Consider the following 15,004-nt stretch of genomic DNA (forward strand, 5'->3'; position numbering starts at 1 on the left):
GATCTGAAAACGATCTGCGGGCGAGCTGAAACTTCGCCATTCGACATCCGACTGATATTCCCCGTGCCACGTCATCCTCTTGGCGTAGAGGCGCGGCTCTTTTCACTGCGCGTCGCCGCTCCAAATATCACTGGTTGTTCGCTCGGACGACGATCCGAGCCTGTGACCTTGATCAAGGAGGCACCCCATGACTGCGCCGCACCCGTCGAAAACCCGTGTCGGAAACCAGATTCTGCATCCGGAAACCCTGATGCTCAACTACGGCTATGATCCCGAACTCTCCGAGGGGGCCGTGAAGCCGCCTGTCTTCCTGACATCGACCTTCGTTTTCCAGTCCGCCGAGGACGGCCGCGACTTCTTCGACTATGTCTCAGGTCGGAAGGTGCCGCCGGAGGGAAAGGGCGCAGGCCTCGTCTACTCGCGCTTCAATCATCCCAATAGCGAGATCGTCGAGGATCGTCTCGCGGTTTATGAAGGCACGGAAAGCGGCGCGGTGTTCTCTTCCGGCATGTCGGCTATCTCCACCACTCTGCTTACATTCGTCCGGCCGGGTGACGCCATTCTCCATTCGCAGCCTCTCTACGGCGGTACGGAAACCTTGCTCGCCAAGACGTTTTTCAACCTTGGCGTCTCAGCCGTCGGATTCGCTGACGGCGTCGAGGAAGCTTCCATCAGGGCTGCCGCGGAGCAAGCGATGGCCAAGGGACGCGTTTCCATCATTCTGATCGAGACGCCGGCCAATCCGACCAACAGCCTCGTCGATATCGCAATGATCCGACGTATCGCGGACGCGATCGGTGAGAAGCAGGGGCACAGACCGATCGTCGTGTGCGACAACACGCTTCTCGGGCCGGTCTTCCAGCGTCCGATCGAACATGGTGCGGACCTCTCGCTTTACTCTCTGACGAAATATGTCGGAGGCCATTCCGACCTCATCGCGGGCGCCGTACTCGGCAGGAAAGCGATCATCGCCCAAGTAAAGGCGCTCAGGGGTTCGATCGGCACCCAGCTCGATCCCCATTCATGCTGGATGCTGGGGCGATCTTTGGAGACGCTGCAGATCCGCATGGAACGCGCAAATAGCAATGCAATGGCCGTGGCGGACTTCCTGCGGAACCATGCAAAGGTCGAGCAGATTCACTACTTGGCCTATGCCGATGCGGGCTCAGCCTCAGGCCGAACGTTCGCAGCCCAGTGCAGCGGCGCCGGCTCGACGTTCTCCTTCGATATCAAGGGCGGTCAGCCTGCCTCGTTCCGGTTTCTGAACGCGTTGCAGGTCTTCAAACTCGCGGTCAGCCTCGGCGGAACGGAATCACTGGCTTCCCATCCTGCGACGATGACGCATTCGGGCGTGCCGGCCGACGTGCGCCAACGCATCGGCGTATTGGAATCGACCATCCGCCTTTCGATCGGCATCGAGCATCCCGACGATCTCATCGCCGATCTGGGCCAGGCACTCGATGAAGCATAGTGTCAAGCCCCGGTGCGGGCTCTGGCTGAACGCTATCGATTTGGCGTTTTGCTAAGACATGCGGTCGCCGCTTCTGGGGCAATCCCGCTCAAGCCGCTCCGTGTGAGCGGCTGGGCCGGTCGATTGACCGACCCAGCAAAGTTTCGATCAATAGTAGCGCCAGCCACCATGCCAGCGCTCACGATGCACCCAATAACGGCGGCCATCCCAGTAGCCGCGTCCATGGTAATAAACACCGACCCTCGGGCCTCCGGGGGGCACGACAACAACCGTGCCGCCGGTCGCGACGTTCGGACGGCAATGGCCATAGGGGCCTCGATGATACCCCGCGCCGCATCCTTGAGCTGCGTTGGCCGTAGAAACGAGTGCGGTTAGTGTTAACGCTGCTGTGGAAGTCAGGGCAATGACAAGTAACTTTTTCATAATGTCTTCCTCTAATCTCCTCCGAAACGCTCCTTGCGCCCGGAATGTCACCGTAACGCCGATTTCTGCATTTTTTTGTCCGAGCTGAAAATTTTTTCGGAATGCTGCCGCAGGCAAGTCCGCTGTTTGATCAGGGGTGGAAGCTCCAGCAAAATCTCGCCCGACGCGCTGGTGCGTCAGCCGCGCCGCGCCGCCTCGATCGCTGCGACGTCGATCTTCTTCATGGTCATCATCGCATCGAAAGCACGCTTTGCTTCATCACCGCCCTTTACGAGCGCTTCCATCAAGACGCGGGGCGTGATCTGCCAGGACACTCCCCACTTGTCTTTGCACCAGCCACACTCACTTTCCTGGCCGCCATTGCCGACGATGGCGTTCCAGTAGCGGTCGGTTTCTTCCTGATCGTCCGTTGCGATCTGAAATGAGAAGGCTTCATTGTGTTTGAACGTGGAGCCGCCGTTCAGGCCGATGCAAGGGACACCCGCAACGGTGAATTCAACCACCAGGACGTCTCCCTGCTTACCCTCCGGATAGTTCCCAGGGGCACGAATGATGGCACCTACTGAACTGTCGGGAAAAGTCTCAGCATAGAAGCGGGCGGCAGCCTCCGCGTCTTTGTCGTACCAAAGGCAGATCGTGTTCTTTGCCGTTGCCATTGCGTAACTCCTTTCGCTGTTCGTTTTTCATTCCCGCTGAGAGCTGAAAATAAGAGGCGAACCGTGTTTCTCCAGCCCACATGAGGCATTTTACGCGCCTAAGATGTCCGCTTTGGAATTCAAACGGTCCGGCGTTTCCGAAGTAAGCGATCCCGGCAAGGATCAATTGATGTCGTCAGGAATAAAGCCGCCGGTCTGGCGTTTCCACAAACGGGCAAACAGCCCGTCCTGTGCGACCAGTTCGTCCGGCCTGCCTTCTTCTATGATGCTTCCCTGATCGAGCACGACGATGCGATCCATCCTGGCAATGGTTGAGAGGCGGTGTGCGATGGCGATCACCGTCTTTCCCTCCATCACCAGGTTGAGCTTTTCCTGGATGGCGGCTTCGGATTCGCTATCGAGGGCGGAGGTAGCCTCATCCAGCACCAGGATCGGCGCGTCCTTCAGCAGAACGCGCGCGATGGCGACACGCTGGCGCTGGCCGCCGGAAAGCTTGATGCCGCGGTCGCCGACGAAGGCATCGTAACCCTTGCGGCCTTCGCCGTCGGCGAGATCGGCAATGAAGGCATCGGCACTTGCCATCGTTGCGACGTGTTCAATCTCGTCCTGCGTCGCCTCCGGCCGGCCGTAACGGATATTGTCGCCGACCGAACGGTGCAGCAGCGCGACGTCCTGCGCGATGACCCCGATGTTGCGGCGAAGGCTTGCCTGCGTCACCATGCGGGTGTCCTGTCCGTCGATCAGGATCGTACCGTCCGCGATGTCGTAGAAGCGCAATAGTAGACTTACGAGCGTCGTCTTGCCGGCTCCGGAAAGGCCGACCAGGCCAACCTTCTCGCCGGCCCGGACCGTCAGCGACAGCTCATTGATCACTTGCTTGCCGGACTTATACGCGAAGCGAACGTCTTCGAAACGGATTTCCCCGCGGCTGACGTTCAGCTCGGTAGCGTCTGGTCGATCAATTATGGTCGGCGGCGTCGTCATCACCGGCATGGCGTCCTTGATGGTGCCTATCGCCTGGAAGATCTGCTGGCCCATCTGCAAAAAGGTGAAGGTATGCCCGGACAGCCGTTGGAGGATGTAGACCGCCGCGACGAACTGCCCGACCGTTAGAAAGCCGTTGACGAGGCCGGAAAAACCGATCGAAATCATGGCCAACCAGAGGGCCATGTTGAGTGCCACAACGGTGAGTTCCGCTGTTCGGTAGATGCGTTGTTCCTTGTGTTGCGTCCAGACGGCCTTTTGAAGGATGCGGCGGATGGCGCCAGCCTCACTGTCTTCGGCCGCGAACTGTTTGATCATCTGCATGTTGCTGTAGAGATCGGTGATGGCGCCGGAGACGAGGCTACGCTGCTTGGCCGATCGACGCGAGCGTTCCGCAAAGGTTGGCACCAGTCTGACAGCGAACACAACGTTCAGTGCAATCCATATGAGGACCGGTAGCGCGAGCTGCCAGGACAGGGCACTCAGCAAGATCGTCGAGCCGACCATTTGAAAAAGGAAGCGCGGCACCGTTTGGAAGGCGGCAATGATCTGCTGCTGGACCGCCGACGCCACCTGCGACAGTCGCGAGGCGACCTGGCCGGCAAAAAGGTCGTGAAAAAAGGCAAGATCCTGCCGCTCCACCGCCTTGTGACCCTGCCATTGAATGGCGGCAGGCATGGCGACATTGAGCGTATGCGAGTTAAGCGTGTTCAAAAGGAAGGAAGCGACAGGCATGCCCGGAAAGATGAGCAGGCCGAGGACGGTAAGCAGTGGCCATTCGCCGTGCAGAAACGCGACAGCGCCCATATGCGTCACACCGTCAACGATGACCGAAAGCCCCCAGACAATCGTCAGGTTGATAGCCTCGACCGCTATGGAGGCGAGCGCCAGGCCGATCAGAACCCCGCGGAACATCGAGATGAAATGCAGAAGCACGGCCACAGGCCCTTTGGAGGGCAGAGGCCGGTAGGGGATGTCGAGCGGCCGGATCAGTTTTTCGAAGGGACGGTAGATCGCATCTGAAATCGACATGGGCCACTCGGGTCAAAAATCGGAAGGAGGGCGAGGGAGTCAGCTACGCGGACCGCATAGGACCACCTTCCGGATGCAATCTCAATTAGAAATTCTGATGGGTGTAAGTAACGGGAGGTTTGCTGCCGTGACGCCGAAGATCGGCGCAACCGAAGCCTTCGGGGCACGCTGCGGCATGCGGTTGGAACAAGATCCGCTTCTGACCATTTGATGTTCCATGAAAGTCTATGCTGTGATCGCCGTTCTCACGCTCACGCCTTCATTCGGCGGCGCAGCCGCGCAAGCCCTCGGTCCTGAAACGATCAACACAGCGTCCCTTACCTCTGTCGCGCCAAAGCATACCGCCAAGGCGTCCAAGGAGCCGGATCCCGCGATCATCCGCCTCCAGGTGCTGCTCGACCGAGCGGGGTCGTCTCCCGGCGTGATCGACGGCTTCTATGGAAAGAATGTCAGCCACGCCATAGCGGGCTTCGAGGCGATGAACCATCTTCCCATCGACGGAAAGCTTGATCCCGACGTGATCGCACGTCTTGAGACCGACGCATCGATCACCCAAAGTTATCTCGTCACGCCAGAGGATGCCACTGGACTTGTCGACCACATTCCCGATGACTACGGTGAAAAAGCGAAGATGGAGAGCATGGGGTATACCAGCGTGGCGGAGCGGCTGTCGGAGCGGTTCCATATGGATATCGACCTGCTGAACAAGCTCAATCCGGGCTCGGACTTTGCTCCTGGCAAGACGGTTTTGGTCATGGCGCCGGGTTCGCCAAGGGAAGGCCGCGTCAAGCGCATCGAGATCAACAAAAAGACCAGCCAAGTCCTGGCCTATGATCAAAGCGGCGCGCTGCTTGCGGTCTATCCAGCGACCATCGGCAGCCAGGATAATCCTTCGCCGTCAGGGACCCATAAGGTAAAGGGCGTCGCAAGGATGCCGGTCTATCGGTACAATCCGAAACTCAACTTCAAGCAGGGCAGGAATACGAAGATTCTGACCATACCCAAGGGCCCGAATGGGCCGGTCGGCAGCGTATGGATCGATCTCGACAAGCCCACATACGGAATTCATGGAACGCCCGATCCGGGGTTCATCGACAAGGGGCAGTCGCACGGATGCGTGCGCCTTACCAACTGGGACGCCGAGGAACTGGCCGGCATGGTCAAGCCCGGCGTCGTCGTCCACTTCGCCAATTGACGTCGATTCCCATGCGCCCGTCGAGGTAGCGATGCGTGACGCTCGTCAGGCAAGTTTGAACACGCCCGCGGGTTTTGAAACCCCGCGCAACTTGAAGTCTCCCAATTGATCGCATGCAAGGCCGCAGGCAGTTGCGAAGCTTTCGGACAGTAGGAGATGTTCCTGCAGTTCATCGCAGAGTTTTTCGAGCCTGGATGTCTCATTGACCGCTGGCCCAATCACCGTGAAATCCAGCCGTCCACGCGCTCCGATATTGCCGTAAAAAACCTCGCCGAGATGCAAGACGATATCGATGTCGACAGGCGGGCCGGATCGGCGGAGATCGTCATTGTTCAGAGCGGCATTCGCCATAAGCATGTGCCGGGCGGACGCGACAGCGTTCCGGCAGGCTTCCTTCGGGCAATCGATATCGGCCGGGAAGATCGCAAGGACGCTGTCTCCCATGAACTTCAGGATCTCGCCATTGTGTTCCTCGACATTCCGCCCGACCAGTTCGAAACGTTGGTTGAGCATGGCGACGATCTCGTCGCGCGAATGCGATTCCGTCAGGGCGGTGAAGTTGCTGAGATCAGCCAAGAGGATTGCGGCGTAAAGCGCGCCGCCAGCGCCCCTTTGCGTCTCGCCGCCCAGGATATGCACGCTCGTTCTTGCGCCGGTATAGACGGCCAGCATGTCGGTCGCCGTCTTGGTCGCGGCCATGCGGTAGCATGCCAGTCCGAGGCTTGGCAGCAGCGCCTTCAAAGTTTCAAGATGTGCATCGGAGAAGCCGGTGGGACAATCGGTGGTCACGGAGAGGGCCATGCCGCGCAGAGCAACTTCTGTCGGAAAGGACACAAGGTTGACGACGTGGTCGGTCCCGCCTTTTTGCTGGAGCTCGGCCAAGTCAGGGTAGAGATCAACACCGTCTCCCCGCGCGATTTGCCATCTGCCGAAGAGCAGGCCGTTTTCCAGCAGATAAAAGATCGGCGTATGCGTGAAGCTCTCCTCACTGACGCTCTCATATTCGGCATTCTCAGTGACGGCCTCCGCACCTCTGGTAAATCTTGCCGAAACTCCACGGTAAACCGGATGGATGGAAGGCATTGCGATGCTCGCCTGCCATATCGGCAAGCCGTCTGCGATCAGCCGCCGGCATAGTCCGGCGACGAGCTGACCGATGTCGTTGCCGGCCATGCCCTGTTCGATCAGCCATTCGACGTGGTCTTGAATGTTATGTCTCCCAGATAAACCGTCTCATGGCGAACCCGCGCCGTCCGAAGGAGCCGGCGCGGGTTCGCTGTTTCGTATTATGCAGATGCTTTTTCGGCGGCTTCTCTCGGTATCCGGAACCACGTCACGTAAAGGGCGGGCAGGAACAGCAGCGTCAAGACAGTACCGACCACGATGCCGCCCATCATGGCGTAGGCCATCGGTCCCCAGAACACTTCCCGCGAGATGGGGATCAAGGCCAGGGTGGCGGCGGCCGCTGTCAGCATGATCGGCCGCATACGGTGTTCGGTTGCCTCCATCACCGCATGCCAGGCACTCACTCCCGATTTTCTGAGATCCTCGATCTGTACGACGAGAATGACGGAGTTTCGGATCAGGATGCCAATTAGCGCCAGCACGCCCAATATCGCCACGAAGCCGAGCGGCGCATTGCTCATCAGTAGAGCGGCGACCACGCCGATGAGGGCGGTGGGGGCGACCGCAAAGACCAGGAACAGGCGGCTGAAGCTCTGCAACTGGATCATCAGGATTGTCGCCATGACGAAAATCATCATCGGTGCGACAGCGGCGATCGGGCCCTGTGCCTTGGCGCTTTCCTCGACGGCACCGCCGACGACAACCGAGTAACCGACTGGCAGCGTCTTCTTGAATTGCTCGACCTTTTCGTCGAGTTGCTGGACCACGGTCGCCGGCTGGACGTCGCCGGTCACACCCGCCTTGATCGTGATCGTCGGGATACGCGCACGGCGCCAGATGGTCGGCTGCTCCAACTCGTAGCGGAAGGTCGCTACCGCCGACAGGGGAACCGCCTTGCCGTTCGAGGCCGGCAATTGCAGGTTCTGGAGCGTTTCGATGGAGCCGCGTTCTGCCGTCTGGGCTCGTCCGATCACATCGATCAGATAGATGTCATCGCGGATTTGGGTGCTGCTCGATCCTTCGACAATGCCGTTGAGTGCAGTGGCGATGTCTTCGGAGGAGACGCCGAGTTGGCGTGCCTTGTCTTGCAGGACGTCAACCTTGACGACGCGGGCCGGCTCGTTCCAATCGAAGTTGATGCCGTTGAGCGACGGGTTGTCACCCATGATGCCCGCAAAGTCCTGCGCTATGCTGCGGACCTTTTGGATGTCTGGGCCGCTGATCCTGTATTGAACAGGCTTGCCGACCGGCGGACCGATATCCAGCAGCTTTACGAAAGCGTCCGTTCCGGGGAAGGTCTTCTTGAGATAGTCTTGAAGCTCGTCCCGCACCTTGTCGCGCACATCCATTCCCTTCGTGACGATAACTGTCTGACCGAAGGTCACGTCGGGCGTCTGCACGTCGAAGGAGAGGATGAAGCGGGGCGCACCCTGCCCAATATAGCTGGACCAGTGATCAACGCTCGGATTGTTTGCGAGCATCTCCTGTTCGAACTGAGCCATCTGCCGGTTCGTTTCGGTGATCGAGCTGTTGTGCGGCAGGTTCCAGTCGACGATCAGTTCCGGACGGTCCGAAGACGGGAAGAACTGCTGCTGAACATAGCCCATGCCGAAGAGGGAAGACCCAAAGGCAACGATGGTGAGAGCGATGGTCGCCCAGCGGAACCGCATCGCGACCCCGAGAACGCGCGAGAACAGCGAACCGAACCAGCCCTTCTTCTCGTGATGTTTCTTCATGCTTTTCGGCAGGATCGTCACCCCGAGCAGCGGGGTGAAAAGAACCGCGACGATCCAGGAGACGAGCAGCGATACAGCGATCACGACGAAGAGGGTAAAGGTGAACTCGCCGGCGGCACTGTCGTTAAGGCCGATCGGAATGAAGCCCGCGACGGTGACGAGCGTGCCGGTCAGCATGGGGAAGGCGGTCGAGGTGTAAACATAGGTCGCCGCCTTGCGCAGATCGTCGCCGACCTCCAGGCGCGCCACCATCATTTCGACGGCGATCATGGCGTCGTCGACCAGCAGGCCGAGCGCGATAATCAGGGCGCCGAGCGAGATGCGCTGCAGCGAGATGCCCGAATAGCTCATCACCACGAATGTAATGGCAAGGACGAGCGGAATGGAGATTGCAACGACCAGGCCTGCTCTCAGGCCGAGGCTGATGAAGCTGATCGCAAGCACGATGGCGATCGCTTCGAAAAGAGCGCGCGTGAAGCCGGAAACAGCCTCATCGACCACGGCCGGCTGATCGGAAACCTGATGCACATCGACACCCACCGGCAGAACGCCGACGATCTCGTCAACCTTCTTTTCCAGAGCCTTTCCGAACTCCAGCAGATTGGCGCCCTGCTTCATGCCGATCGCGACGCCGATGGCCGGCTGGCCATTGAAGCGGAAAAGCGCTGACGGAGGATCGACATAGCCGCGCTTGATCGTCGCGACGTCGGTCAGCGGAAAGAAGCGGTCGTTGACCCTGAGATTGATCGACCGCAGGCTATCCTCCGATCTGAACTGGCCGCCTACTCGAAGCGCGATGCGCTCGGGCCCGGCTTCCACGAAGCCGGATTGCGTGACGGCGTTTTGTGCCTGCAGCGTGGAGATGATGGACTGGCGATCGATGCCGAGTGCTGCGATCTTGCGGGTGGAGAATTCGAGATAAACCGCTTCGTCCTGCGCGCCGATGATATCGACTTTGCCGACGTTCGGAACGGTGAGAATTCTGGCGCGCGCATCCTCCACGAGATCGCGAAGCTGTCTCTGGGAGAGACCGTCGCTCGTGAAGGCAAAGATGTTTCCGTAGACGTCGCCGAAACGGTCGTTGAAGAACGGACCCACCACGCCCGACGGGAAATCGCCCTTGATGTCTGCGATCATGTTACGGACGCGAACCCAGGTGCTTTCCACATTCTTGGCTTTTGTCGTCGGAAGCAGATTGACAAAAATGGTCGTCTGCCCGGCAACGGTTTGGCTGCGGGTATAGTCAAGGGACTCGAGTTCTTCGAGCTTCTTCTCGATACGGTCGGTCACCTGCTTGGTGACTTCCTCAGCGGAGGCACCCGGCCATTGCGCCTGGATGACCATGGTCTTGATGGTGAAGGACGGATCCTCTTCGCGGCCGAGCCCCATATAGGAAAACACGCCGGCGAGAATGAAGACGATCATGAAATACCAGACCATCGAACGGTGTTCGAGCGCCCAGTCGGAGAGGTTGAAGGTCTTCAAAGTTGATTCTCCTGCGTGAGTTTGACCCTCTGGCCTTCGGTCAGGTGATGGACGCCGGCTATCGCGACGCGATCGCCGATATTGAGGCCGCCGACGATCCGCACCCTGTCCGGATCGCTGAAGGCGCTATCCAGAGTTACCGGCTTGCGGAATACCGTCGCTTTCTCGGGATCGATCACCCAGACGCCCGGCTGGCCGTCTTTGTCCAAAATGGCGGTTGATGGGAGAGACGTGGTCGGTGCGCTGTCGACGACAGCACTTGCCGTGATGATCGAGCCCAGGCGAAAAGCGTCCGGCGGGTTGGTAAGCGTTATCTTTGTTCGTCTGGTCCGTGTGGTCGCCTCCGCTTCCGGCGCGATTTCACGCACGATGCCCGTGACCCTTATGGTTGGATCAAGCTGCAGGGCGATCTCGAACGGCGAACCCGGCTTCAGACCGTCAAGGCTTGCTTCCGGAATGTCGATGACAGCTTCGCGAACATCCGGGCGTGCGATGGTCGCAACGGTCTGCCCCGCAGAGACGACCTGGCCGACTTCCGCCGACGTCGCGGTGACGACGCCATCGAACTCGGCTTTCAATTGAGCGTAGCCTAGCTGTTCTTCTGCCTTCGCCAGATTGGCTTGCGCCTTGGCGACGGAGGCAATGGCCGATTTTTGCGCCTGCTCGGCGCTTTCGAGGGCGGCTTCACTGCCAGATCGGGATTCGGCAAGCGCACGCTGGCGCTCTTCCGACGCCGACGCGTTGGTCAATTGCGCCTGGCTGTTTGAAAGATCGGCGCGGCTGCTTCGGACTGCAAGTTCGAGAGAAAGGGGATCGATGGCGGCGACCACCTGTCCCTTTGTAACGAGGTCGCCGACATTGACGTCGCGCGCTACGACCCGGCCCAGGACACGAAAGCCCAGTTGGGTTTCGATTCTGGGTTCGATCGTGCCGGGCAGGTGCAGGCTGACCACCGGCTCTGGTTTGATAACGGTCGACAAAACCGGCCGCACCTTCTCTTCGGTGTCTGCGGACTTCACCTCGCAGGACGTCAGCATCGATGTGGCCAGCAGCAGCGATGCTGCAATTAAAGAGTTTCTCATTTCGCGGCCTCTTGGGAATGGTCGACATGCTGACCGGGGCGCAGGAATTTGCCGCCTTCGGCAACCACGATTTCATGTGGCTTGAGGCCGGCGCTGACCGCGAACTGTCCGGTGTCATATTCTGCGACTTGAACTTTGCGTAAGGAGACTTCGCTCGTGGTGGGGTCGACGACCCATACCGCCGGCTGTCCACCCGCCGACGCCATGGCGCCCCACGGAAGGACGATTGCCTCTGCCGAGGGCATGCTGAATGTCCCGGTGACAGCCGCTCCGAGCGGCATGCTGGCGCCATCTTCCAGCCCGACCTTGACCTTTATCGTGCCGGTGGCGGCATCGATCGTCGGCGATATTTCCCGCACTGCGGCGGATACCCGCTTGGAAGCATTGGAGATCAGAGCGACCTCAACCTGCTTGTCGGGCTGGTCCTTGAGAAACAGGGACTCGAAGACATTGAAGACGGCATCGCGCGGACCATCGTGGGCGAGCGTGAATACCGACTGCACAGCCTGGGCCACTTGGCCGACCTCGGCATTGCGCTCTGTGATGACCCCGTCCGCGTCGGCGCGAAGTTCCGTATAGGAAAGGGCATCCTTGGCGGTCTCAAGCTGGGCCTTGGCGACCTCCTCGGTCCCCTGAGCCGTCAGAAGCGTCTCACGGGCGGAGTCGTAGGCGGCACGGGTCGTGACTTGGTTTTTGAAGAGGCTTTCCTGGCGCGCGGCCGCCAATTGTGCTTGCGTGAGCTGTGCTTCCGCTGCCTGAAGGCTTGCCGTCGCCACGTCGACGTCTGCCCGCTGCTCTTCGGGATCTATCTTTGCTAGCAGATCGCCCGCTTTGACCTTCGCTCCGACATCGACGTTTCGCTCGATGATCCTTCCGCTGACGCGGAACGAAAGCTCCGATTCAATCCGGGCCTTCACTTCGCCGGTAACGGTTGTCCTTGCCGTCGGTTTGCTGAGCACTGCCTCGACGGTTCTGACACTCTGCGGCGCTTGTGTCGGGTGCTTTTCGTTCTGATCGCACGAGGACAGCGCAAGCGTCAGCGCGAGCCCCATAATGATTGCTGACTTATCCATTTCATCCCCTCGATGGCGGAATTCATGATGATGTTTCCGCCAAATAATATTGACTGACTGATTAGTCAATGAAATAAATGATGACTGTGAAGCTGATTGTGTCGGAATATCCCGAGACAAGGAGGACGTGAGATGTCGGTAGCAAAACAAGCGGGGCTGCGGGCGCAGCGCAAAGCGCAACGGCCCGGGGAAATCCTCGATGCGGCCTTCGAGGAATTCGTCGAGCGCGGCTATGTGGCGACACGCGTCGAGGACATCGCCAGTCGCGTTGGCGTGACGAAGGGGACGATTTATTTCTATTTCGAGACGAAGGAACGGCTGTTCGAGGAGGTGATCCGTCGCATCTCCGTTTCATTCGTCGATGTCAGTGCCAAAGCAAAGACGCTGAGCGGGCCTTACTCGCAAAGGATCAGGACCTTCCTCCGCCTGGTTTATGATCGTCTCGTGACGGATCGGAATACGAGGGAACTCATGCGCTTTGTCATCGCGGAGGGGTCACGGTTTCCCCAGGTGGTGGATCGCCATCATGAGGAATTCATCGTCCCGCTTATGGACGCGACGCAGAAGCTCTTTGAAGAGGGGGTTGCTGCCGGTGAACTGCGAGATGCGCCGGCGATCAAGATTCCGGATACGGTGATAGGAGCCGCCGTGATGTTATGCGTCTCGCAGATGATCTTCGCAGATCGCAAACCGCAGGACGTCGAGGCGTTTTTCGAAGCGCATGTCGATCTCATTCTTCGTGGATTGATAACGAAGAACTGAGTTGGCGGGCCATCCATGGCATCGCCGCCGATGCTTGCGGAAGCTTGTTTTCAAGACGCTTTCAGCAGATGCGTGAAATCGCCCTTGCGTGCAAGGACATCAGCCAGGGAATAGCGATCGAGGGTTGTCAGAAAAGATTGCAATGCCTCGTCCAACACGCTGGTCAGACCGCAGGCGGGCGCGATGATGCACGAGCCGCAGCCGACCAGATCAAAGTCGTCTTCCGTGTGGCGGACCAGTGCGCCGACATTGATTTCGGCGGGCGCCTTCGCAAGACGTATGCCGCCATGACGCCCGCGCACGCTCTCAAGATAGCCGGCATTCACCAGATCGTTGACGACTTTCATCAGGTGGTTCTGCGAGATGGCATAGGCCCGGGCGATATCGGCGATCGAGGATAACCTCTCCGGTTCCCTGCCAAGATAAAGCATCACGCGCATGGCGTAGTCAGTGTAGCGCGTCATTCGCATCTGCATATCTCCAAATGATGTATTCTTGTTGCATGTTTTTCTGCCAAGGTATAGATGCATTCTGGATGCATGATTGGAGTTGGGCAATGGCGGGGTTAACGCTTGATGGCTGGGGGCAAAGTCACCTCATTGACGCGTTTTACGCCCGTGTCCCCGGTCGACGCGAGGTTTGGCCCGATCTTCAAGGAAATGTCGCCGATCGATGCTCAGCCGCCGACGGCGGCCGATCGCACGTCTTCAGCTTCCCCCGAAATTATACGATTCATTAGGAGATATCGATGAAGCAGCCCCTCAGCACGCAGACCATTGCGCTGGTCAAGGCCACCGTTCCTGCGCTCGAAGCCCACGGTCTCGAGATCGTGCGGGAGATGTACGCACGCATGTTCCAGAACCCGGAAATTCGGGATCTGTTCAACCAGTCGCATCACGGTGATGCCGGGTCGCAGCCGCGCGCCCTGACCGGAGCAATCCTCGCCTATGCCAGCAATATCGACAATCTGGGCGCGCTTGCGCCTGCCGTCGAGAGGATCGCGCAGAAGCATGTCGGCCTGCAGATCCTTCCCCAGCATTATCCCTATGTCGCGGACGCCCTGCTTGGCGCCATCAAGGCCGTGCTGGGCAATGCAGCGACCGATGACATTCTCGCCGCATGGGGAGAAGCCTACTGGTTCCTTGCTCATATTCTGATTGCGCGTGAGGAGCGCATCTACACGGAACAGAAGGAAATTGCCGGCGGCTGGAACGGCTGGCGGGATTTCCGTGTCGAGAAGGTGATCCGCGAAAGCAGCGTCATCAAGTCGTTCATCCTGCGGCCGGTCGACGGCGGCAGCGTCATGAACCACAAGCCCGGCCAATACCTGACGTTTTGGTTTGAAATCCCCGGCCATCCCCCGGTCAAACGTAACTATTCGATTTCGGCGGCACCGAATGGCGAAACCTATCGCATTTCGGTGAAGCGGGAGCCTCTTGGTCTCGCGTCGGGATGGCTCCATGACGAGGTCGTGGCGGGAACGATCCTTAGGGTTGCCGCGCCCGCGGGCGAATTCTTCCTCGCCGATCATCCCGAACGCCCGGTGGTGCTGCTTTCGGGCGGCGTGGGTCTTACGCCGATGGTGGCAATGCTGGAGGCGTTGGTCGCCCGCGGCAACCAGGTGCCGGTCCACTATATCCACGGCACGCATGATCGCGAGACGCATGCGATGCGCGACCATGTCCGCGCGCTTGCAGCAACGGCCAAAGCGGTACGCGTCACCGATTTCCACCAGACGCCGCTTGCCGATGAAGCCGACGGCCGGGATTATGATGTGGCAGGCATTATTACCGACGACTGGCTGATCTCGAATACGCCCGTCGCCGAGGCGGACTATTATATCTGCGGGCCTCGCCTTTTCTTGCGCGCAGCGGTTACGGCGCTATCGCTTGCAGGTGTGCCGTCGAGCCGCATTCACTATGAGTTCTTCGGTCCGGCCGACGAGCTGCTCGCGGCTTGAGGGAATTGTTCAGGTAGAAG

General features: G+C 59.3%; 12 protein-coding genes. 4 read left to right on the forward strand and 8 right to left on the reverse strand.

From position 1 onward, the window contains the following. Positions 1-187: 187 nt before the first annotated feature. Entirely contained in the window at positions 188-1,471 is a 1,284-nt protein-coding gene (locus tag NXC24_RS25610) for a cystathionine gamma-synthase family protein (protein WP_104826232.1), read from the forward strand. A gap of 147 nt (positions 1,472-1,618) precedes the next feature. Here NXC24_RS25610 and NXC24_RS25615 read toward each other — a convergent pair whose 3' ends face one another. The 3 genes from NXC24_RS25615 to NXC24_RS25625 all read right to left on the reverse strand — a co-directional run bounded on the left by NXC24_RS25615 (position 1,619) and on the right by NXC24_RS25625 (position 4,566). Next, the gene (locus NXC24_RS25615) at positions 1,619-1,894 is read right to left on the reverse strand and encodes a hypothetical protein (RefSeq protein ID WP_104826233.1); all 276 of its coding nucleotides are present in this window, start codon (positions 1,892-1,894) and stop codon (positions 1,619-1,621) included. A gap of 176 nt (positions 1,895-2,070) precedes the next feature. After that, on the reverse strand, positions 2,071-2,550 hold the full coding sequence (locus NXC24_RS25620) for a VOC family protein (RefSeq protein ID WP_104826234.1): 480 nt from the start codon (positions 2,548-2,550) through the stop codon (positions 2,071-2,073). A gap of 162 nt (positions 2,551-2,712) precedes the next feature. Next, positions 2,713-4,566 carry an ABC transporter ATP-binding protein gene (locus NXC24_RS25625; RefSeq protein WP_104826235.1) on the reverse strand — a complete coding sequence of 618 codons (1,854 nt, stop codon included), beginning with the start codon at positions 4,564-4,566 and terminating at the stop codon, positions 2,713-2,715. A 217-nt stretch (positions 4,567-4,783) separates the two neighbouring features. Between NXC24_RS25625 and NXC24_RS25630 the strand changes: the two genes are divergently transcribed. Continuing rightward, positions 4,784-5,761 carry a L,D-transpeptidase gene (locus NXC24_RS25630; RefSeq protein WP_104826236.1) on the forward strand — a complete coding sequence of 326 codons (978 nt, stop codon included), beginning with the start codon at positions 4,784-4,786 and terminating at the stop codon, positions 5,759-5,761. A 45-nt stretch (positions 5,762-5,806) separates the two neighbouring features. Here NXC24_RS25630 and NXC24_RS25635 read toward each other — a convergent pair whose 3' ends face one another. From NXC24_RS25635 to NXC24_RS25650, 4 genes are all read right to left on the reverse strand, one after another. After that, positions 5,807-6,934 carry an adenylate/guanylate cyclase domain-containing protein gene (locus NXC24_RS25635; RefSeq protein ID WP_104826237.1) on the reverse strand — a complete coding sequence of 376 codons (1,128 nt, stop codon included), beginning with the start codon at positions 6,932-6,934 and terminating at the stop codon, positions 5,807-5,809. Between the two features lie 113 nt (positions 6,935-7,047). Beyond that, positions 7,048-10,107, reverse strand: a complete 3,060-nt coding sequence (locus tag NXC24_RS25640) for an efflux RND transporter permease subunit (protein ID WP_104826238.1) — start codon at positions 10,105-10,107, stop codon at positions 7,048-7,050. Next, on the reverse strand, positions 10,104-11,189 hold the full coding sequence (locus NXC24_RS25645) for an efflux RND transporter periplasmic adaptor subunit (protein WP_104826239.1): 1,086 nt from the start codon (positions 11,187-11,189) through the stop codon (positions 10,104-10,106). Before NXC24_RS25645 ends, NXC24_RS25640 begins: the two co-directional genes overlap by 4 nt. Next, positions 11,186-12,262 (reverse strand): efflux RND transporter periplasmic adaptor subunit, encoded by a 1,077-nt coding sequence (locus NXC24_RS25650; RefSeq protein ID WP_104826240.1) that lies wholly within the window; start codon positions 12,260-12,262, stop codon positions 11,186-11,188. The genes NXC24_RS25645 and NXC24_RS25650 overlap by 4 nt, the downstream gene beginning before the upstream one ends. A gap of 132 nt (positions 12,263-12,394) precedes the next feature. On the opposite strand from NXC24_RS25650, the gene NXC24_RS25655 reads away from it, so the two are divergent. Further along, complete coding sequence (locus NXC24_RS25655) at positions 12,395-13,024, forward strand: TetR/AcrR family transcriptional regulator (RefSeq protein ID WP_104826241.1); 630 nt, start codon at positions 12,395-12,397, stop codon at positions 13,022-13,024. 50 nt (positions 13,025-13,074) lie between these two features. Here the strand turns inward: NXC24_RS25655 and NXC24_RS25660 are convergent, their stop codons facing one another. Then, the gene (locus NXC24_RS25660) at positions 13,075-13,494 is read right to left on the reverse strand and encodes an Rrf2 family transcriptional regulator (RefSeq protein WP_104826242.1); all 420 of its coding nucleotides are present in this window, start codon (positions 13,492-13,494) and stop codon (positions 13,075-13,077) included. Positions 13,495-13,772: 278 nt separating this feature from the next. Here NXC24_RS25660 and hmpA point away from each other — a divergent pair, with 278 nt between their 5' ends. Then, a complete protein-coding gene (gene hmpA / locus NXC24_RS25665; RefSeq protein WP_104826243.1) occupies positions 13,773-14,984 on the forward strand; it encodes an NO-inducible flavohemoprotein in 1,212 nt (403 codons plus the stop codon). The last annotated feature ends 20 nt before the right edge of the window (positions 14,985-15,004 follow it).

This window comes from Rhizobium sp. NXC24, assembly GCF_002944315.1.
In the GTDB taxonomy this organism is placed as follows: Bacteria; Pseudomonadota; Alphaproteobacteria; order Rhizobiales; family Rhizobiaceae; genus Rhizobium.